At 42.4% G+C, this 21,807-nt stretch carries 17 protein-coding genes; 9 read left to right on the plus strand and 8 right to left on the minus strand.

All coding sequences use genetic code 11. The features are described 5' to 3' along the window. Positions 1–118: 118 nt before the first annotated feature. Positions 119–2,446: a metallophosphoesterase gene (locus Q0486_RS12470; RefSeq protein ID WP_299233822.1), complete on the minus strand. Its 2,328-nt coding sequence runs from the start codon at positions 2,444–2,446 to the stop codon at positions 119–121. 135 nt (positions 2,447–2,581) lie between these two features. Here Q0486_RS12470 and Q0486_RS12475 point away from each other — a divergent pair, with 135 nt between their 5' ends. Then, entirely contained in the window at positions 2,582–3,454 is an 873-nt protein-coding gene (locus Q0486_RS12475) for a PfkB family carbohydrate kinase (RefSeq protein WP_299233825.1), read from the plus strand. Between the two features lie 42 nt (positions 3,455–3,496). Here Q0486_RS12475 and Q0486_RS12480 read toward each other — a convergent pair whose 3' ends face one another. Next, positions 3,497–4,705 carry a sugar MFS transporter gene (locus Q0486_RS12480; protein WP_299233828.1) on the minus strand — a complete coding sequence of 403 codons (1,209 nt, stop codon included), beginning with the start codon at positions 4,703–4,705 and terminating at the stop codon, positions 3,497–3,499. A gap of 38 nt (positions 4,706–4,743) precedes the next feature. Beyond that, entirely contained in the window at positions 4,744–7,380 is a 2,637-nt protein-coding gene (locus Q0486_RS12485) for a DUF5686 and carboxypeptidase-like regulatory domain-containing protein (RefSeq protein WP_299233830.1), read from the minus strand. Between the two features lie 230 nt (positions 7,381–7,610). Here Q0486_RS12485 and Q0486_RS12490 point away from each other — a divergent pair, with 230 nt between their 5' ends. Genes Q0486_RS12490 through Q0486_RS12505 form a run of 4 tightly spaced genes read left to right on the plus strand, consistent with a single transcriptional unit; the run spans position 7,611 to position 10,197 of the window. Further along, positions 7,611–8,087: a phosphatidylglycerophosphatase A gene (locus Q0486_RS12490; RefSeq protein WP_299233833.1), complete on the plus strand. Its 477-nt coding sequence runs from the start codon at positions 7,611–7,613 to the stop codon at positions 8,085–8,087. Next, positions 8,081–8,557, plus strand: coding sequence for a GtrA family protein (locus Q0486_RS12495; RefSeq protein WP_299233835.1), 477 nt, complete (start codon positions 8,081–8,083; stop codon positions 8,555–8,557). The genes Q0486_RS12490 and Q0486_RS12495 overlap by 7 nt, the downstream gene beginning before the upstream one ends. A 4-nt stretch (positions 8,558–8,561) precedes the next feature. Next, positions 8,562–9,251, plus strand: coding sequence for a CDP-alcohol phosphatidyltransferase family protein (locus Q0486_RS12500; protein ID WP_299233837.1), 690 nt, complete (start codon positions 8,562–8,564; stop codon positions 9,249–9,251). A 10-nt stretch (positions 9,252–9,261) separates the two neighbouring features. Then, positions 9,262–10,197 carry a phosphatase PAP2 family protein gene (locus Q0486_RS12505; protein ID WP_299233839.1) on the plus strand — a complete coding sequence of 312 codons (936 nt, stop codon included), beginning with the start codon at positions 9,262–9,264 and terminating at the stop codon, positions 10,195–10,197. A 46-nt stretch (positions 10,198–10,243) separates the two neighbouring features. On the opposite strand, the gene pdxA is transcribed toward Q0486_RS12505, so the two are convergent. Genes pdxA through rlmN form a run of 3 tightly spaced genes read right to left on the minus strand, consistent with a single transcriptional unit; the run spans position 10,244 to position 13,514 of the window. Next, a complete protein-coding gene (gene pdxA / locus Q0486_RS12510) occupies positions 10,244–11,338 on the minus strand; it encodes a 4-hydroxythreonine-4-phosphate dehydrogenase PdxA (RefSeq protein WP_299233841.1) in 1,095 nt (364 codons plus the stop codon). A gap of 24 nt (positions 11,339–11,362) precedes the next feature. After that, positions 11,363–12,454 carry a DUF4837 family protein gene (locus Q0486_RS12515; protein WP_299233844.1) on the minus strand — a complete coding sequence of 364 codons (1,092 nt, stop codon included), beginning with the start codon at positions 12,452–12,454 and terminating at the stop codon, positions 11,363–11,365. A gap of 19 nt (positions 12,455–12,473) precedes the next feature. Continuing rightward, entirely contained in the window at positions 12,474–13,514 is a 1,041-nt protein-coding gene (rlmN, locus tag Q0486_RS12520; protein WP_299233847.1) for a 23S rRNA (adenine(2503)-C(2))-methyltransferase RlmN, read from the minus strand. 97 nt (positions 13,515–13,611) lie between these two features. On the opposite strand from rlmN, the gene Q0486_RS12525 reads away from it, so the two are divergent. Both Q0486_RS12525 and rpsA read left to right on the plus strand, forming a co-directional pair. Further along, positions 13,612–14,928, plus strand: coding sequence for a SpoIID/LytB domain-containing protein (locus Q0486_RS12525; RefSeq protein ID WP_299233850.1), 1,317 nt, complete (start codon positions 13,612–13,614; stop codon positions 14,926–14,928). 132 nt (positions 14,929–15,060) lie between these two features. Next, positions 15,061–16,845 carry a 30S ribosomal protein S1 gene (gene rpsA / locus Q0486_RS12530; RefSeq protein WP_299233853.1) on the plus strand — a complete coding sequence of 595 codons (1,785 nt, stop codon included), beginning with the start codon at positions 15,061–15,063 and terminating at the stop codon, positions 16,843–16,845. A gap of 62 nt (positions 16,846–16,907) precedes the next feature. Here rpsA and Q0486_RS12535 read toward each other — a convergent pair whose 3' ends face one another. After that, the gene (locus tag Q0486_RS12535) at positions 16,908–17,378 is read right to left on the minus strand and encodes an Lrp/AsnC family transcriptional regulator (protein ID WP_299233856.1); all 471 of its coding nucleotides are present in this window, start codon (positions 17,376–17,378) and stop codon (positions 16,908–16,910) included. Between the two features lie 161 nt (positions 17,379–17,539). Between Q0486_RS12535 and Q0486_RS12540 the strand changes: the two genes are divergently transcribed. Then, positions 17,540–18,829, plus strand: a complete 1,290-nt coding sequence (locus Q0486_RS12540) for an O-acetylhomoserine aminocarboxypropyltransferase/cysteine synthase family protein (protein ID WP_299233859.1) — start codon at positions 17,540–17,542, stop codon at positions 18,827–18,829. An 82-nt stretch (positions 18,830–18,911) separates the two neighbouring features. Here Q0486_RS12540 and Q0486_RS12545 read toward each other — a convergent pair whose 3' ends face one another. Beyond that, positions 18,912–20,414, minus strand: a complete 1,503-nt coding sequence (locus Q0486_RS12545; RefSeq protein WP_299233862.1) for a family 10 glycosylhydrolase — start codon at positions 20,412–20,414, stop codon at positions 18,912–18,914. A gap of 216 nt (positions 20,415–20,630) precedes the next feature. On the opposite strand from Q0486_RS12545, the gene Q0486_RS12550 reads away from it, so the two are divergent. Continuing rightward, a complete protein-coding gene (locus tag Q0486_RS12550) occupies positions 20,631–21,773 on the plus strand; it encodes an iron-containing alcohol dehydrogenase (protein ID WP_299234171.1) in 1,143 nt (380 codons plus the stop codon). The last annotated feature ends 34 nt before the right edge of the window (positions 21,774–21,807 follow it).

Raw genomic sequence — 21,807 nt, forward strand, 5'->3', positions numbered from 1 at the left:
AAACAGACATTTTCTTTTTCATAAAATAACTATTTAATGACTTTAATTAATATTCAAACGGATATTATTTAATATTTTTTAGCAGGCAAATATAAGGTTTCTTTTTATTAAGGTAAAATTATTCAGATAAAAAGACCATTTTATCCGAAATAAACTGTTCTTCCATCCATCGACTGGAGATTTTCACCTTCAGTTCCTGTCCCATATAGTCCTCAAAGTAAAGCAGATGAAGTTCATGGAATCCTTCTTCCAAAGCGATTTTTCCACCCTTGCGAGCAGCACTATGCGAACCATTGTTATCAATGACTACCTTTCCATCGATATAAAGCAACGAACCATCATCCGAATACAAATAGAAATTGTAAACGCCCGTCTTCGGGATGTAGATATACGTCTTGAATTCATATCCGAAGTGATCCTTGGCCGGGGCATTGAGAATGGAGAAGTTCGGCATTGTACCTTCATCTTTCTTTACACCATTCGTTTTGAAATGGTCGGTATGCTTGAACTTTCCTTCGTAGTAGATATAAGATACTCCGTTCTTGGTCGGCGACACTTGTTTAGCCGGAAGTGGAGTAACAGCCTCATCGTCCGAAGTAATGGCTGATGGATAATAATACGCCAAACTCTTTCCCGAAGGAGTAGCTATCCAAGTATCGAATTGGCGCTTTCCTTCCTGCAATTCGATGATACGGGCACCACGTTCCAAATCTCCGTAGGCATCGTGTCCCGATACTCGTCCGTAAGCCAAAGCAATGCCGTATTCCTGACCGATATAATCATTGTCATGATCATGACCGGCAAAGACACCCATCACATCACCTGCCTCTATCATAGCATGGAACATGCCGCTATTAATTTTTGGGCAGCCTCCGTCTTCACCCAAATGTCCGTACATATCGGAACGACCATGGAGATGCTTGTATTCAGGCAAGGCTATATGGAAGAATGCTAAAGCAGGAAGAGCTTTACCTTTATTTATTTCTGTATAAGCACGACTTTGTTCCAAATACCAATTAATCTGATTTCTATCTATCCAAGCATAATTTCCATACTTTTCCGAATCCGTAGTGTAGTCGTTGGAATCCAAGCAATAAAGCAAGGCATTCACCTTATCAGTACCATCCGAAGCATACACAGGAAGGATATAATTACCAGTTCCGCTCAATGCTTCCGGTCCCTTCTCACCGAGAAAAAGGCGAGACTGACAAAGAATGTGATAAATGGAATCCTCCGAAAGGTTTTCAGCATCGTGGTTCCCCATGGTCACAGCAAACGGAATTTCTGCTTTTTCCATCATGTCGACCACCTTCTGCCATCCTTTCACAGCCGGTTTATCCGTTACAACATCTCCAGTGAGAATCACAACATCCGGTTTTTCCTTTTCCAATACCTTCAGAATGGTTTCGGGATTCTTTTCCGATTTTTCCGAGTTCGGCTCCCAATGTACATCAGTGAGTTGAGCTATTCTCAACTTTCCCTCCTTGAAACGAAGTGGCATAGCCACCTTCATCGGGTTGTTGGAGAGAATCAAGTTGTCTATCAGCGTACGGGCATCCGGTGTACCAGCAAAGTCCACCAAGACAATACCACAAGACTGCTTCAACCCTTGAGTATGCTTGGCGAGCATTGGATTCACAACGTCCGAGAAAGCAGCCGGTCCTGCCACAGGAAGCGCTGTAGCACTCGCAAAGCTGATATACCAACGGTTCTGCTTACCCTTATTTTTCATGGCCGTCTCCATGTTCTTCCAGGTGATGCGTCCTTTGTAAGCCGCCTTCTTACCACTCGGGTAGCCATATTCATCTTCCACGGATACGAGAGTTTCATTTCCCTTCATATCCTTCAGTGTCACCCAACAAGTAGTATTATCGTCCCAACCGTTGCATTGGGCACCTGGGTATTCCTTCAAAATGCGATCACGATGCATGAAAAGAATCTTGCCTCTCGCCTCGCCCAATGTCAAGTCGTTCTTGAAATCCTTCAAAACGTATGGAGCAAGAGCTTGGTCGTTCAAGCTGGCAGCTGCCAAACGGCGATAAGCTTCGGATTCTCCCCCCTCCTTCTTCAAGGAAACAAAAAGCATTTCGGACGGATTTTTCTTTAAGAATTCGATGAAAACCGGAAGTACGTCTGTTTCCCAATAGATTTCCTGAAACTGCACGCTATGGTATACACCCAACTTCCCGTTCTCACAAGCCTGTAAACGGATATCGAATCCTCTCACACCTATTTCCAGTTGTTCACGAATCGTTATGTCCTGCGTCTGCAAAGCTTCTCCACCCAACAAAGCACCACTATCGTGTGTAGCAGGGATAGTCAATTGGCAAACCGGAATTTCATCGGACAATCCCTTCATCCAAGCACTACGGTTCAACGTCTGTGAAAAAACCGCAGTCGCATAGCCCATGAGGCAAGCAATCAATAAGAGTGTTTTTCTTGTCATAAATTCATCATTTATTATTTATTGCAAGCAAAATTAGAAAAAATAAGTTGGAAAGAACAAAGAATATACGTTTTAATCGTATATTTGTGCAATTATATTCATCGATTCGAAAACAAAACGAAATATTGTTGACATATGAAAAACATTTGTTGTATCGGTCACATCACATTGGACAAGATTGTCACACCGAAACAGACCACTTATATGGCAGGAGGAACCTCCTATTATTTCTCACATGCATTCAGCCGCCTAAAAGATTTCTCGCACTATAAACTGGTGACTGCTTTGGCCGAATCGGAATATCCTTCGGCAGAAGCCATCCGTGATTTAGGCATCGATGTAAAGATTATCCCTAGCCGAAAGACGGTTTATTTTGAAAACATCTATGGTGATAATCCCGATGACCGTAGCCAACGTGTATTGGCCAAGGCCGATCCTTTCACTAACGAGAATTTGGCCAATGTAGAGGCGGATATCTACCACTTAGGCACGTTATTAGCCGATGATTTCTCGCTCGAAGTTATCAAGCATCTTTCTGAAAAGGGTGTACTCTCGGCCGATGCTCAAGGTTATCTTCGTGAAGTACGTGGAGAAAAGGTATACGCTATCGATTGGGAAGAAAAGCTCGAAGCACTGAAATACATTGATATCCTCAAGGTTAACGAGAAAGAAATGGAAGTGCTTACCGGATATAGTGATCCTGAAAAGGCAGCCCGTCAGTTAGGCGAATGGGGTGTGAAGGAAGTGCTCATTACGTTAGGTAGCTTAGGTTCATTGATTTATGCAGAAGGCGAGTTCCATCGTATTCCTGCATTTCCACCGAAAGAAGTAGTGGATGCTACCGGTTGTGGCGACACATATGCTGCTGGTTATTTGTACAAGCGAAGCCAAGGAGCTTCTTACTACGATGCCGGATGTTTTGCTGCAGCCATGTCTACTCTTAAACTAGAACATCACGGACCGTTCAGCGGTACAGAAGAAGACATTCAAGCAATTATCAACGCATAAAAAAAGAGGTTCCCAATCGGAAACCTCTTTTTTTATATTATCTTATCGTATTCGAACGACTTTCAAAGCGTATGCCAAGACCACCATATACGAAATAAGTGGAACGATGAACGAGAACGACATGCTGGTCATATCGCCTACCGTACCCATCAACAATGGGCCTACGGCTCCACCAATCGGAGTCATCATCAAATAAGAAGAAGCACGCTTGGTGTTATTACCCAATCCGCGCAAGCAGATAGCAAAGATCGTAGGGAACATAATCGCTTCGAACAAATAAATCAGAATCAAGGAAACGAAAGAAACCATTCCGAGATTCATGACTACCATAGCTGTCGCCAATACGGTTCCTATCGCACAAATCAACAGGAACTTTTCGGCACGGACAAAGCGCATAATCCAGCTACCCAAGAAACGTCCGCACATAAACAATCCCAAACCAGCTACAGACAAAAGCTTGGCTGCATCAAGAGCATTCATCCAACCATCGTCCACCACATAATTTATAAAAAAACTATTGATGGAGATTTCGGCAATCTCGTAGCAGAACAAAGCCGAAATACCAAAAACGAACAACTTGTTCGACCAAACACCCTTCTTACTTGCAGTAGTTTCTGTCTGTACGGCATCTTCAGCATGAGTGATTTCAGGAAGTTGGACTCTTGAGAAAATCAAAGCTACCACCAATACCACGATACCCATCATCATGTATGGGAAAGAAAGATTAGCTTCCTGACCTTCGGAGAACAACATCATACCCACCAACAAAGGAGCGCAAGCACATCCCAATCCATTGAAGGATTGAGCCAAGTTCAAGCGGCTGGCAGCTGTTTCGCGATCACCTAATTCGGTCATGTAAGGATTGGCAGCTGTTTCAAGGAACACCAAACCACAAGCAATAACAAACAAGGAGAACAAGAAGAAATTGAACGACATGAAATATTCGCCCGGGATAAACAGAAGCGAACCGATGCCGAAAAGCAGTAGACCAAATACTACCCCCTTGCGATAACCGTTACGGGCAATGAACAGACCGGCTGGTATAGCCATGATGAAATAACCCAAATAAAACATCACCTGAATCATTGCAGAATGAGCCAAGCTAATTCCCAACGCTTCCTGGAAATGCTTATTCAACACATCCAAAATAGCACGGGCAAATCCCCACATAAAGAAGAGGGAGGTTACCAAGACGAACGGCAACAAATATTCCTTCTTCACCAAAGCATGCGCTTTCTTTTGTTGTTCCATGATTTTAAAGTTTCTCTATTTATTACTCTTTATGTTTCTTAGAATACGGTACGGATCATCAAGCGGACACCCCACTTATTGGCTGTAGGCAAGTCATTATAATTCAAACGGCGGACATATTCCACATGCAACAGCTTGAAGATGTTATGGATACCGGCACAAAGTTCCACATACGGTTCCTTCGGATTCATCACATGACTGGAGTAATCGAAGATGCCACCTGGACGATAATGTCCCGGGAACATCATCAATGTCTTGTCATTGCGGTTTTCTTCCAAGAACGGATTATTCTTATCAGTCAATTCTCCCCACAAACACTTGATACCGATAAACTCACGCCACTTCAACTTCTTGATCAATGGAATACGGTTGAAGAGTTTGCCTTGCATGTTCCACGAAATATCGAGCGAGGCAAAACGGTCGTTCAAGAATTCCATATTGTTAATCAAGTTGAAGGTACCATCCTGAATGATGTACGACAAGTTGGCTGCCGGCATGATGAGCAATGGGAACGGTACCTTGTCCCACTGAATACCTCCCTTCAAGTAAGTATCGATATTACCCCATGAACCTAACCAAAGACGCTTGTAGAATCCGGCTTCCGTATAATTATAGGTATATTCCGAACCCAATACACCATTCATACCAAACGTGTGCGACAGCGAGAATACCGGAGCATCCAAGTTGATCGGCAAACGGCGTTGCTTGGTATTGACAAACGTTTCGCCCGGAGCAAATCGCACTCCTACGGTTGCTTCGGCTATGGTAATGTCCTTGGTATTGTATGGAGTATGCATGAATTCATCCCCCTTAATGCTTCCATTGGCAATGGCTTGTTGCAATTGGGACTCCCCTTCCATCGTACGGTAAAACAAGTCACCACACGGCTCATAGTTAGCATGACGGAGCATGACGGTGGTCTTCAAACCGTTCTCGCGTTCGTGTTCGTAATTGATCGTAAACTTACGTTCGTAGTTATACAACGTCTGCTTCGCCCATTTCAACGAAGTGAACATATTATCTTTGTCGGTATTGATATACTTGTCTGAAGGCAACATATTATCGTACTGATAAGATACAGCCACCGAATGCTTCGGAAATTCGCGTGGCAGATACCCTTTCTTATCGAAAGAATATTCCACCTGTCCCAAATACTTCAGTTTTTCATCCTTGAAACCATAAGCAGCATATCCTTTGAAATACCAGTTCGGGTTCAAATTGGCAGTAGTCTGTGCTGAAGCTCTCAAACGAGTTCCATCGATATAGTTACTGGTCAGAATGGTATTGATAGGACCGATGTCCACCTTACTCGGATGTTCCTTGCTTCCTGTTTCTACAAAGTTTTCAATCAATGCCTTCAAACCGAAGAGCACATACTTGAAACCTTTGATATTGGCTAGTTTCTGTACGAAACCACCCATATTGCTTTCCGACTTTGTGAGTTCCGTTGCACGATAGCGGTTCCAAAAGTCATCGTTACGCATCATGGCATTTACATCCTTGATTTCCCTTCCTTTCTTTTTGAACACACGCTCGTTGGTATCCAAGAAGTTATAATCGGAATTATGAGTTGCACGTCGCACCATGAAGCGTCCGCCGAAGAAGTTCAATTCACATAGCATATCGTCCGAAAGCTGTACCCATTCACCCGTAGGCAAAGCTCCAAACTGCTGCTTGATAGACATGGTTTCCACGAAGTTCACGTCCGTCTTTTTCGGAAGGTTCAGCACACATTGTTTCAAACGGAAGGTAGAATCGGCCAAAATATACAACGTACCCGTAAAGCCGAAATCCTGCGGATTGTTAGGCACGAAACTCAACTGGAAACATTTGTCCTTCTCCACATAAGTAGTATCCATGATATAGTAACGATAAAAACCTATACCATTGTCTGAAATCGGACTATCGAACGGATATTGTAACAAACGGACACGATCTTCGTACACATTGACGTTCTGGAATACATCCTTCAATACCGTTGTCAGCATATCTCCCGTATTGAAAAGTTCGTTCACCCCGGTAGAGTTGATACCCTTGATGACATGCTTTTCACTCTCCGGATTCTTACGATATACGATTTGAGTCAATGTCTCGTCTACCGACAATGGCAAAATGTTCTTGTCGATTTCCGGACAATACTCCACTTGTTCACGGAAAAAAGGATATTGCTTGAAAAGTTTGGATTCACGCAAAGAGTCGGCTGTAATATTATTCAGAGCCAACGTCAGTTTCTGATATACATTGTAATCATAGTGATCCTTCTGCTTCAGGTCATCCAGTTCTTTACTGGCTACTACCTTCTTCATCAATTCTACAGCTGGATTATTCTTACGGGAATACTTCTGACGCTTCGGCTTGACAATCACTTCGTTCAACGTATATTCCGAAGGATTGAGTTCAACAATCATTTCCTTTGTCTTGTGGTCAATAGGCACTCTCTTGGTATCATATCCCACAGAAGAAAAAGTCAGTTCCTTCCATTCAGGAAATTTATCTACCTCGAAACGACCGTCCATGTCAGTGATTCCACCCACTCCCTTGCCTTCATAAAAAACATTCGCATACATAATGGGTTCACCAGTCTTGGCATCCTTTAAAACGCCAGTGATTTGTGCCAAAAGTTGGCTGCAACACATCAATACAAACAGCAAGGAAAAAAGTATTTTTTTCTGCATATCAAAAAACTTAATGAATACTTGTTCAGTTTCAGTCTGCAAAAATACAAAAAGCAAGCAACACTCACAAAAACTAGGGTACTTCCTCCTTACAAATAGAACATTTTTTCAGAATTAATTCCTAGATTTTAGAATTATTATGGAAATTTAGAACGATATTTTTATGTTACCCCATAGATTATTTTCCAAATTTTATTTGTATTTTTGCAAAAATTAAAGTTTTTGAACCAGTGAAAAAGATTCCCTTTTACCACCAATTCATTGCTACAGGACTAGGAGTCGGATACTTTCCTTACGGCCCTGGTACAATGGGAGCTCTGCTAGCCATCCTTGTTTGGTATCCCCTAGCTACCTGTCTTAGCTATCTTTTATGGCTTGGTATTCTCTTCGGTCTGATTATTTTATTCACGATATTAGGAGCCTGGTCATCGACCGTGGCTGAACGATATTGGGGAGAAGACCCTTCCCGAGTAGTCATCGACGAGGTAGTAGGACAATGGATTGCCTTATTGGCTGTTCCGGCTGTATTTTCATGGTGGCATGTATTGGCAGCATTTATCCTTTTCCGCTTCTTCGATATTGTCAAACCGCTTGGCGTACGCCAAATGGAAAATTTCAAAAGCGGTTGGGGTATCATGGCCGATGACATTCTAGCAGGTATCTATGGAGCTATCATCCTCTATCTAATAACAGCAATTCCATGGTAAAAGCCAAGAAAAGACATAGTCTGTTTATGTTTCTGCGTGCTCAGCTGTCCGCACAATTCGCTACGCTAGCCGACTTCATTTTGACTTATGTCTGTTTCAAATGGTTTGGAATCTATTATGTATTGGCAACCTCCATCGGAGCCATTACGGGAGGTATCATCAATTGTGTCATCAATTATAAATGGGCATTCGCCACAAAAGATTGCCAATTCAAATGGGTATTTTTTAAATACGTCCTTGTATGGATAGGCAGCTTCGTCCTGAATGTAGGAGGTGTGTATCTCCTAGTGGAATTCATGCAGGACAATACGCATCTATGGGAAAGAGCCAGTGGCTTCTATCTGATTATTGCCAAGGTTATTGCCTCCATCATTGTTTCCGTCGGTTGGAATTATGTACTCCACCGATATTTCGTTTTCCAGGATGCCAAAATCCTGACACGAATCAAAAGTATATTCAAAAAAAACTAAGATAATGGACATCAAGAAATTCTTCAAAGCGAGAAGAGATGAACTACAACAGGGCATCTACTTCGTCATCAATCCTTTGGTCAAGGGAATGATTAAAATCGGATTTACTCCGAACACAGTAACTACCATCGGTTTCTTAGGCAATCTAGCCGCAGCCGGATTATTTATTTATGCTGGACAGATTTCTACTCCGGAAGTACCGGCCTATGACTGGGTAGGATGGGCAGGCCTAACCATCATCCTTTCTTCCTTATTCGATATGTTAGACGGACAAGTAGCCCGTATCGGTGGTATGGCATCCACTTTCGGTGCCATGTATGACTCTGTCCTTGACCGCTATTGCGAACTGGTTACTTTGGGTGGTATCTGCTTCTTCTTGAACGATACCGGCTATGGAACCGGAGCCATCATCACATTCGCTGCCTTGGTAGGTTCTATCATGGTGAGCTATGTACGTGCCCGTGCCGAGGGATTGGATATCGAATGTAAGGTAGGTTTCATGCAGCGTCCGGAACGAGTGGTAGTCACTAGTCTGGCAGCCATCATCTGTGGCGCAGTAGGCCATAACGTAGAAAATCCTTCATTCGACCCGATGATGATTCTTATCGTAGCCATGGGTATCATTGCCGTGTTTGCCAACTTAACCGCTTTTGCGCGCATCGCCCATTGCCGCAAAGCATTGAACCAAAAATAAGAAAAAGGACATGAGTATTTTATCCAATAGACCCACCAACCGGGAACTTATCACCTTATTCTTTTGCTTAGGAATTTGGCTGGTTGTAACCGCTTTGTTCGTGGGTATCCGTCCGGAACATCCACTGCTCATCGTATTGATAGCCGTATTGTTCTGCGCCCATCCACAGACCAAGAAGCTGGTGATAGCATTGTTGCCTTTCATCCTCTTTGCCGTATCCTACGACTGGATGAACATCGTGCCGAACTACAAGGTAAATCCTATCGACGTACAAGATTTGTATGAAGCAGAGAAATCCCTATTCGGTATCACAACGGCTACAGGTGTAGTCACTCCCAACGAATACTTTGCCGAACACCATTGCGCATTCATGGATTTCTGGGCAGGTTTCTTCTACCTTTGCTGGGTACCGGTTCCTATCCTATTCGGCCTCAGCCTTTATTTCATGAACCAGCGGAATCTCTATTTGCGTTTTGCCATCGTGTTCCTCTTTGTCAATTTGATTGGCTTCGCCGGCTATTACATCCATCCGGCAGCTCCACCTTGGTACGTCATGAAGTATGGTTTCGAAGCTATCCTCAATACTCCTGGCGATGTAGCCGGCTTGGGCAGATTCGACGAAATGACCGGATTGGGCATTTTCGATTCACTCTATTCGCGCAACTCCAATGTATTTGCAGCCGTCCCATCGCTTCACTCTGCCTATATGGTGATCGCTTTCTATTATTCACTCAAGGCTAAATATCCGAATTTCCTCCGTGTGATTTTCGGTATCATTATGCTCGGCATTTGGTTTACAGCCGTTTATTCAGCCCACCATTACATTATCGATGCTATATTGGGAGCAAGTTGTTCCGTATTGGGCATCTTCATTTTCGAAAAGATTCTGATGAAATGGAGTGCATTCAACCGGTTTATCGAACGATACACCCATTATATTTCATAAAAAAACAAAAGAGGATGAGCATCTGCCCTTCCTCTTTTGTTTTCCTTTATTCTTCCTGCAATCCTTTTTTCAAGAAATCACTGTCATCACGCTTTTCATAATACTGCTTACGCAACGGACGGGCATGAATTTCCCTTTCTATCTGACGATTGCGGAACACATCCAAAGCCGTATAAATCGCTTGGCGGAAAGAGCTTTCCGACGCTATTCCCTGACCTGCAATATCGTAGGCTGTACCATGAGCCGGTGAAGTACGGACAATAGGCAATCCAGCGGTAAAGTTCACCCCTTCGTCCATGGCCATCGCCTTAAAAGGAGCTAATCCTTGATCGTGATACATCGCCAAAATACCATCAAAATGACTATAGTTACCTGATCCCATAAATCCGTCCGCCGGATAAGGACCGAAGCATTGTACACCTTTAGCCACCATCTCTTGAATAGCCGGAACAATCACTTCGCTTTCTTCTGTACCGATTACACCGTTGTCACCAGCATGAGGATTCAGCGAGAACACAGCGATACGAGGAGCATCGATGCCGAAATCTTCTTTCAAAGAGCGATGGAAAATACTAATTTTCTCCATAATCAGTTCCTTGGTAATGGTAGCGGAAATATCCTTGATTGGAATGTGTCCTGTTACCAATGCTACTCTGAAATCGTCCTTCAGGAGAATCATCAATGCTTTCTCTCCTTCTCCTACCCTTTCCTCAATATACTCTGTATGTCCTGGGAAGTGGAAGGTATCCGATTGGATGTTATGCTTATTGATAGGAGCAGTCACAAGTACGTCTATCAAACCGTCGTTATAGTCCTGCAACGCTCTTTCTAAAGCATCCAAAGCAGCCTTGCCAGCTTCTGGAGTAGACTTGGAGAGTTCCACCTTCAGTTCATCTTCTGTACAGTTAATGATATTCAACTTGCTTTCCTGTATACCTTCTGCCGTACCAATGATACAGAAGTTGGTAGCAATATCCATCGACTTGCGATGAAAAGTGGCTACCTTAGGCGAACCATACACTATTGGTGTACACAATTCGAGCATCGTAGCATCCGAGAAAGATTTCAGTATCACTTCATATCCGATGCCATTGATGTCCCCGTGGGTGATACCCACTCTTATTTTTCGATTGTTTTCCATGAAAGGCTAAATATTTCTATATGATTAATTAACAGCTTCCGGAGCTGGCTTTTCTTCCTGCAATTCCGGACTAATGATTATTTCTTCTATTTCCTGTTCCTGCGGCAAGTTGAGAGTGTAGAGCGCTGCTTCCAACTGACGCATCATGTCGCGTTTCTTGTCCTTCGGTGCATAGACAAATGCCTCTACCACCACTACACGACCATTCGGGCGGTCTACACGAGCATGAGACACGAACGGACCACCCATCATGTCATTCTCCATGTACCACAATCCACGCGCCTCGAACGCATATTCACCCTTTACACTGAATTCCTTTACATTCACATAATTGCTATCGGTAGCCATGTACTGACCTTCCAATGAACCAGGAATGTTAAGCTTCATCACTGAGTCACGCTTGTGGATGAAGTAATCGCGTGTAAACGTGTTCTTATCTGTGTATGGATAAGAATAAACCACGAAATTCAAGCTCACTTCCGACCCCGGACGATCTTGCGATGTCCACAAGAAGTCCTTACCTTGCTTATAACGTTCAAAGCCTGCCGGAATGCGTAAGTCGCATCCAAACATGCTTCCTACCTTGGTAGCTATCACACTACTATATTCCTTCTTCAACAAATTAATCTGGCGATTCATCTCTGCCTTTGTAAAGAAATCAACAATAACTTGCTTGTTCTTATTTACAAATTCCTCGAATGAAGCCTCGTCTGGTGCTTGAATAGTCATAATCATCTGAGGCGACGAATAACTATCGCGAGAATACTTCAACTTCGGTTGGGTATAAATAGGCTGAATATCTACATCGATGATATTACGGAAAATACGGAAACCACGTTCGAATTTCGATGGAATGATTTGGGAAATACGGAACGAACGCTCTGGCTGAGGTAATCCCGGCACATCTGTATCGAGCACATTGAAAAGTGCACGACCAGCAGGACGTTCCCACATATCCTTGTCAATCACTACCAGCATTTCATAAGGTACACCACTAGACACGGGAGTGAAGAGCGATTTTCCACCGCTACCTTTCTTTCCACTTCCACCACCACAAGAGAACAGCACCAATGCCATCAATGCTATGCTCAATAAGTTCATTACTTGCTTTTTCATATTCTCTATTTTTTCTTGATCATTTCTTCTTTTCTTCCTGCTGCTTGGCCGTAGAGAGCATACCGCAAGCCGCAAAGATGTCCTCCCCTCTTGATGCACGGATGGTAGCAAATACACCATGCTGTGTCAAATAATCCCGAAAAGCGACAATATGCTCCATACCCGTTCCTTCCAAATCTACATTCGGGATAGCATGGAAACGAATCAAGTTCATACGACATTCAATGCCTCTAAGCAAACGGACAATTTCCTTGGCATAAACCAATGAATCGTTCACACCCTTGAACATAATGTACTCAAACGACAAACGGCGCTGCTTGGTAAAGTCATATCGGCTCAAGATTTCCACTATTTCTTCGATAGAGAAAGCTTTCTCGGCCGGCATTAACTCCCTACGCTGCGATGGAAGGGGCGAGTGCATACTGATAGCCAAATGGCAATCGCTCTCGTTCAAGAAACGTTCCAATCCTTTCTTCAATCCTACCGATGAAACGGTAATTCGCTTCGGACTCCATTTATAACCATAATCCGAAGTGAGGATTTCCAGTACCTTCAGTACTTCGTCCAAATTGTCGAACGGCTCTCCCATTCCCATAAACACGAGATTGGTCAAAGTGTTCCGTTCCGGAATGGAATAAATCTGATTCAGAATCTGATTGGCGGTCAGATTGGCTGTAAAACCTTGCTTACCCGTCATACAGAACTTACAGTTCATCTTACATCCTACTTGCGAAGACACACAAAGTGTAGCACGGTCGTTATCGGGGATATACACCGCTTCCACATAGTCATTGGTCGGTGTACGGAACAGATACTTCACCGTTCCATCTACCGAGCGCATCGCCTCTACTGGTGCAGATGCTCCTACTTCATAGCTTTCCTTCAACGCTTCGCGATGCTTCAAGGAAAGATTGGTCATTTCATCTATCGAATCCACCTTCTTGTCATAAAGCCAAGAGGCTATCTGTTTGGCCGCAAATTTAGGCATTCCCAGATTCGCAGTTATCTGTTGAATCTCATAAAGAGTCTTGCCAAGCAAGGATATTTTAGGAGTTTCCATATCTATTTTCAGTATTTAATTATACAAAGGTATACAAAAATAAAGATATAATCCCTATCTTTGTACCATTATTAGAAAATTTAAGATTCAATCGTACATGAAAGAACCTGAAATAAACGTAGGGATTGTCAGTGCAAAAGAAATTCATTTCACTTTGAACGGCCAGTTCTTTGCCAAAGGAGAGACCGTCAGCGACAATCAAGTGGTGTCCTTCAGCGAAGGAGGCATCCTTTGGAACGAAAACCAATATAGGGAATTAACTTTCACTCCCTTGGAGGAAAACAATTCCTTCTCATTATATGATGTTACCATCGGACTCAACTACCATTGGGAACGCCAGGAAACACAAGTGTTTTCCGGCACTCTGCGATTGGTAGTAGACGAAGACAAAATTGTAGCCATCAACATTCTTCCGGTAGAAGATTACCTGACTAGTGTGATTTCATCTGAAATGAACGCTAATTCCTCTTTGGAGCTACTGAAAGCACATGCCGTTGTTTCACGCAGTTGGCTATTCGCTCAGATCGAGAAACGAAAGGCATTGAAAGGCAAAGACGAAGGATTCTTCTCCTTTATCAAGACAAAGGAAGAATACATCCGCTGGTATGACCGTGAAGACCATACCATCTTCGACGTATGTGCCGACGATCATTGCCAACGTTACCAGGGCATCACCAAAGCCACCAACAGCACCGTAGCCGAAGCCGTTCAAGCGACTCGTGGACGCTTGCTGATGTATGGGAAAAAAATATGCGATGCACGTTTCTCCAAATGCTGCGGAGGTGCTACAGAGGAATTTGAATACTGCTGGGAAGACAAACACTATCCTTATTTGACTTCCGTGCGTGATGCCGAAGAGGAAGAAAATCTTCCTTTCCCAGACTTGACCAAAGAGGAGGAAGCAGAACACTGGATTCGCAAAGCGCCTAAATCTTTCTGCGATACACATGACAAGAAAATCCTGTCGCAAATACTCAACAACTATGATCAAGAAACGACTGACTTCTATCGTTGGAAGGTACGCTACACACAAGCGGAACTAGCTGAGCTTATCCGTACGAAAACCAAATCAGATTATGGGGACATCATCGACTTGATACCTGTTCAACGTGGTCCATCCGGACGCATCTGTAAGCTGAAGATTGTGGGTACATTGAAGACATTAACTATCGGCAAGGAAATGGAAATCCGCCGCACACTCTCGGATTCCCACTTGTTCAGTTCTGCATTTGTGGTAGACAAGGGAGAAATCAAGGAAGGTATCCCACAATGGTTCCTCCTTTCGGGAGCCGGTTGGGGACATGGCGTAGGTCTATGCCAAATCGGTGCTGCCGTTATGGGAGAAAAAGGATACCCGTATGAAGAAATCCTATTACATTATTATAAAGGTGCAGAAATCCGTAAATTCTATTAAGCATACATAAATGATAAAATAAATTCCTGAAATGCACGTGTGTTTCAGGAATTTGTTGTATCTTTGCGGCCGATTTAGATATTATCCATATAAAGTCTAACACAATTAACAATTTTATTAACTAATTTTTTAATGGAAAACTTAAAGAACATTGCTCCTATTGAAGACTTCAATTGGGATGCGTATGAAAAAGGTGAAGCTGTAACAAGCATGAGCCAAGAAGAGCTTGAAAAGGCTTATGACGGTACTTTGAACAAGGTAAATGACCGCGAGGTTGTAGATGGTACTGTTATCTCAATGAACAAGCGCGAAGTTGTTGTCAACATCGGCTACAAATCAGACGGTATCATTCCTTTGAATGAATTCCGCTACAATCCTGAATTGAAGATTGGTGATATCGTAGAAGTATACATCGAAAATCAGGAAGACAAGAAGGGTCAGTTGATCCTCTCTCACAAGAAGGCACGTGCTACTCGCTCTTGGGATCGCGTAAACGCTGCTCTTGAAAACGAAGAAATCATTAAGGGTTACGTTAAGTGCCGCACTAAGGGTGGTATGATCGTTGACGTATTCGGTATCGAAGCATTCTTGCCGGGTTCTCAGATCGACGTTAAGCCTATCCGCGACTACGATGTATTCGTAGGTAAGACTATGGAATTCAAGGTGGTTAAGATCAACCAAGAATTCAAGAACGTTGTTGTATCTCACAAGGCTCTTATCGAAGCTGAATTGGAACAACAGAAGAAGGAAATTATCGGTAAGCTTGAAAAGGGTCAAGTACTCGAAGGTACCGTTAAGAATATTACATCATATGGTGTATTCATCGACTTGGGTGGCGTAGATGGTTTGATCCACATCACAGACTTGTCTTGGGGCCGCGTAAGCGATCCACGCGAAGTTGTTTCTTTGGATCAGAAGTTGAACGTTGTTATCCTTGACTTCGATGATGACAAGAAACGTATCGCTCTTGGTTTGAAACAGCTTACTCCACATCCATGGGATGCTCTTGATCCAAACTTGAAAGTTGGTGATCACGTTAAGGGTAAAGTAGTTGTTATGGCTGACTACGGAGCATTTATCGAAATCGCTCCAGGCGTTGAAGGTTTGATCCACGTTTCTGAAATGTCTTGGTCACAGCACTTGCGTTCAGCTCAGGACTTCATGAAAGTTGGTGACGAAGTAGAAGCTGTTATCTTGACTCTTGACCGCGAAGAACGTAAGATGTCACTTGGTATCAAGCAGTTGAAAGCTGATCCATGGGAAAACATCGAAGAAAAATATGCTGTAGGTACTAAGCACGTTGCAAAAGTACGCAACTTCACTAACTTCGGTGTATTCGTAGAAATCGAAGAAGGTGTTGACGGATTGATCCACATCTCTGACCTTTCTTGGACTAAGAAGATCAAACACCCATCAGAATTCACTCAGATCGGTGCTGAAATCGAAGTTCAGGTATTGGAAATCGACAAGGAAAACCGTCGCTTGAGCCTCGGTCACAAGCAGTTGGAAGAAAATCCATGGGATGTATTCGAAACTGTATTCACTGTAGGTTCTATCCACGAAGGTACAATCATCGAACTTTTGGACAAAGGTGCAGTAGTTTCATTGCCTTACGGTGTTGAAGGCTTCGCTACTCCAAAACACCTTGTAAAAGAAGACGGTTCTCAGGCTCAGCTTGACGAAAAGCTTCAGTTCAAAGTAATCGAATTCAACAAGGAAGCTAAACGTATCATCTTGTCTCACAGCCGTGTATTCGAAGATGCTGCTAAGGCTGAAGAAAAGGCAGAAAAGAAAGCTGCAAAGAAGACATCTAAGAAAGAAGAAGCTCCAATGATCCAGAATCAGGCTGCTTCTACAACTCTTGGTGACATCGATGCTCTTGCTGCATTGAAAGAACAGCTGGAAGGTAAGAAATAATTTTTGCCTACTGCAATAAAATTTTTAAGGCTGAATCCTCAACGGGGTTCAGCCTTATTATTTTATATGTGTATTCCATAATCATGCTTTATCACATCCATCACAAATACGCTCTCCAATGATGCAAGAGTACCTATCCTTCCAAGCACATTAAGTATAAATCCCTGGTAATACTTCATATCCGGTGCATGTATCTTGAGAAGATAATCAAAACTGCCTGAAATGTTATAACACTCAGTCACTTCCGGTATCCCTGCAATAACTTCTGAAAAACTACGGGCTATATCATAATTTAGGTGCTGCATCTTCACCTTACAGAACACAATAAAACCCTGATTAAGTTTCTCAGCATCAAGCACAGCAATATATTTCTTGATATACCCACCTGATTCAAGACGCTTCAGACGTTCAAAAACCGGAGTTGACGACAGGCTCACTTTAGCGGCAAGCTCTTTTGTTGTCAATCTGGCATTCTCCTGCAAGATACGGAGTATCTGCAAATCCACCTTATCCAATTTCTCTACATTGTTCATAGTACAAATATTCTGTTTTATTTGATTTTCGATACTAAAATAAGAATAAAATCACAGAAAGCAGATGTATAATAGTGATATATTCTATATTTTATACAAATATTGTATTATATCACCACAGAGCATAACTTTGCAGATGTAACAATAAAGCAATAAAGATTATGAAAGATACACAGGAACTACATTTCGAGACATTACAGCTACACGTTGGACAGGAAAATGCAGACAAGACAACAAGCGCAAGGGCTGTACCTATATATCAAACAACATCATACGTATTCAACAATTCAGCTCATGCCGAAGCTTTGTTCGGACTTCAGGAAAGCGGAGAAATATACGGACGACTGGGAAATCCCACACAGGGTATTTTCGAACAAAGAATAGCAGCCTTGGAAGATGGAAAGGCTGCTCTTGCAGTAGCATCAGGAGCGGCAGCAATTACATATTCATTCCTAAATATCGCAAAACAGGGCGACCACATCGTAGCTGCAAAAACTATTTATGGAGGAAGCTACAACCTTTTGGCACACACTCTCCCTACATACGGCATCAGTACTAGCTTTGTAGATCCTGACAACATTGAGAATTTCGAAAAGGCCATTCAGGAAAATACAAAAGCCATATTTATAGAAACACTAGGCAATCCTAATTCAAATATAATAGATATACAGGCTATTGCCAACATAGCTCACAAGCATAACATACCTCTGATAATAGACAATACGTTCGGAACCCCGTATCTTATCCGTCCGATAGAACATGGCGCAGACATAGTGGTACATTCTGCCACAAAATTCATCGGCGGACACGGGACATCTCTTGGCGGAGTTATTGTAGATTCAGGAAAATTTGACTGGAAAGCTTCCGGAAAATTTCCGCAACTGACAGAGCCTGACGCATCATATCATGGAATAATATTCACAGATATAGATCCGAGCACTGCTTTTGTCACAAGAATAAGAACAACATTGCTCAGAGATACAGGAGCTGCTATAAGCCCGTTCAATGCATTTATGCTTTTACAAGGTCTTGAAACTCTGTCGCTAAGAGTTGAACGTCACGTAGAGAATGCTATTAAAATAGTTTCTTACCTTGCTTCGCATCCAAAAGTAAAGAAAGTGAATCACCCTTCGCTCACATCACATCCAAATCATGAGCTTTATAATAAATACTTGCCCAAAGGTGGAGGCTCAATATTCACATTTGAGATAAAAGGCGGCAAGAAAGAAGCACATAAATTTATTGACAATCTGAAAATATTCTCATTGCTTGCCAATGTAGCAGATGCAAAATCGCTGGTGATACATCCTGCAAGCACAACACATTCGCAGTTGACAGAAAGCGAACTCCTGGAACAGGGCATCCATCAGGGAACTATCAGACTATCCATAGGTCTGGAACACATTGACGATTTGAAAAATGATTTGGAACAGGCTTTAAATAGTATTTAGATAACCCCTCATAATATAATTATAGCGGCTCAAATCCGATAAAGAACTTGAGCCGCTACGATTATATTCAAAAAAAATTAAATTACAATTTCACCTTCTCTGATTCTGGTTTGGATTCATTATTCAGTCTGTCAAGAGCGGTTACCACATATCGGTACTTGGTCTTTCCGTTCTCATAAGGCAATTTATAGAAAGTATCCCTCGTTATGGCAACAATCTTCGATGCATCTTCAAGATTTACCTTTTCCTTATTCTCAAATCTATATACTACATACTGAACAGCCTCATCCATAACATGCTTTGCTTTAGGAGCAGTCCAGAAAAGAATATATCCATATTCTGTCCATACATCTTTTAACTTCTTGACCTTTCCAGGAGCTTTATCGTCAATAAAAGGATACAATGGCTGCAAAGCTGGATACTTGTGATAATTCTTTGCCAATAAAGTTCTATAATTACCAGGATTATCCATCACAGCAGCTGCATACCACTGACAACTACCCTGTATGGCTGACAACGAACGTTGTAAATTATATTTAGCTTCCATCTGATGTACAGAAGGCTTCTTCAAATCCGGTTTCTTCACTGTTCTATACACATCCTGACCGATATACAGAGGGCGTGCACTTGATTTCTCAGCCCACCACTTAACCAAAGTTTCATAATCGGCAGCAGGATGGCCGATCTCCCAATATACCTGCGGAATGTTATAGTCTATCCAACCTTTGTTCACCCACAACAGGACATCGGCATACAGATCGTCGTAGTTCTGCAGTCCTCGGGTTTCACTACCTTCCGGCGATGTTCTCTTGTTACGATATATTCCGAAAGGAGAAATACCGAACTTTACCCACGGCTTGCATTCACGAATTGTCTCATGAAGTTCTTTGATAAGTACATTCACATTGTTTCTTCTCCACTCATTTCTGTCAGTAAATCCACGGCCATATGCAGCAAAGCTTACGTCATCAGGGAAATTCTCTCCCGGATTAGGATAAGGATAGAAATAGTCGTCCATGTGAATGGCATCTACGTCATATCGGTTTACGATGTCGCGGACAATCTTGCATATATACTTTCTGTTATCAGGAAATCCCGGATCGAAATAAAGCTGTCCGGCATACTTCACAAACAGTTCCGGATGTTTGTTGTAAGGATGCAAAGGAGACAATCTGGTAGTTCCCTTAGTACAGGCACGATAAGGATTAATCCATGCGTGCAGCTCCATACCACGCTTGTGGCATTCGTCAATCATGAACTGCAGAGGATCCCATGTCGGAGCTGGCTGGAGTCCCTGAACACCGGTAAGGAAACGGCTCCAAGGTTCATACGATGACTTATATAATGCATCAGCTTCTGCCCTAACTTGAAAAATTATGGCATTAATACCTGCTACCTGCAAATTATCAAGCTGTTTCAGAAGAGTCTGTTTCATAGTTTCCGCAGGCATACCTTGAAACTGTCCGTTTACACACTGTATCCACGCCCCGCGAAACTCACGTTTAGGAAATGCTGTCTGAGCATTGAATGTGAAAGCATTCAGCAACAAAACAACAATAACAATCAAAGTCTTTATTCTATTCATGATTAATATAATTTTCGGAGGTACAAAGATAGTGCAAACCGAATGAAGTACAAAGTGAAAACAGGGTTTTCAACTTTTAATTCAGAGGTGCAGCCTATCTTATTAAAAGATAAACAAAAACGCACACATAAATGTTAAAAATATAAAGTTTGAACTCTCAGTATAAATACGTAAATTTGCATTGAGTTTTAAAACCATAAATACAGAATTAATATGTTGAACAATTTTTGTTTTCAGAATCCTACAAAACTGATAATGGGCAAAGGCATGATTGCCCAATTAAGTAAAGAAATACCTACCGACAAAAAAATAATGATTACTTTCGGAGGTGGTAGCGTAAAGAAAAACGGAGTATATGAACAAGTTAATGAAGCCTTAAAGAATCACAACACCGTTGAATTCTGGGGTATAGAGCCAAATCCAGCCATAGAAACTCTGCGCGAAGCTATCGCATTGGGAAAATCAGAAAAAGTAGATTTCCTGCTGGCCGTAGGCGGAGGTTCAGTAATCGATGGAACAAAACTCATCTCAGCTGGACTACTTTACGAAGGGGATGCTTGGGACTTGGTAAAAAAAGGTAAAGCCGACAAGACCATTCCTCTTGGAACAGTTCTGACTATACCTGCTACAGGTTCAGAGATGAACGACGGTGCTGTTATTTCATGCAAGGAAACAAAAGAAAAATTTGCTTTCTTCTCAAACTTCCCTAAGTTCTCAATTCTTGACCCAGAAGTTACTTTCTCATTGCCAGACTATCAGATAGCATGCGGAATAGCAGATACATTCGTACACGTAATGGAACAGTATCTCACTAAGGCAGGCGAATCAAGAGTTATGGACCGTTGGGCGGAAAGTATCTTGCAAACATTGGTTGAAATTGCTCCAAAAATCAAGGAAAACAAGCAGGACTACCAGAATATGGCAGACTTCATGATGTGTGCAACTATGGCCCTTAACGGATTTATCGCTATGGGAGTTTCACAGGACTGGGCTACACACATGATTGGTCATGAAGTGACAGCACTTACAGGACTAACTCACGGACATACACTTGCTATAATTCTTCCTGGTACGATGGATGTCCTTCGCCAGCAGAAGGGTGAAAAAATTATGCAAGTAGGAACTAGAGTATTTGGAGTAAATTCCGGTACACATGATTTCCGTATAAACGAAATAATCCGTAAGACTCGCGAATTCTTCAATTCTCTCGGTCTTACTACTTCCCTATCTGAAAACAATATAGGTAGAGATGTAATAGACGAAATCGAACGCCGTTTCAACGAACGTGATGTACACTTTGGTGAAGACGGACTTGTAACAGGAGCTGTTGCAAAAGAAATCCTTAACAAGGTATATTGATTATAAGCTAAGAATCTGTTGCTGACTGCAGTCG

It is taken from the genome of uncultured Bacteroides sp., assembly GCF_937912035.1.
In the GTDB taxonomy this organism is placed as follows: domain Bacteria; phylum Bacteroidota; class Bacteroidia; order Bacteroidales; family Bacteroidaceae; genus Phocaeicola.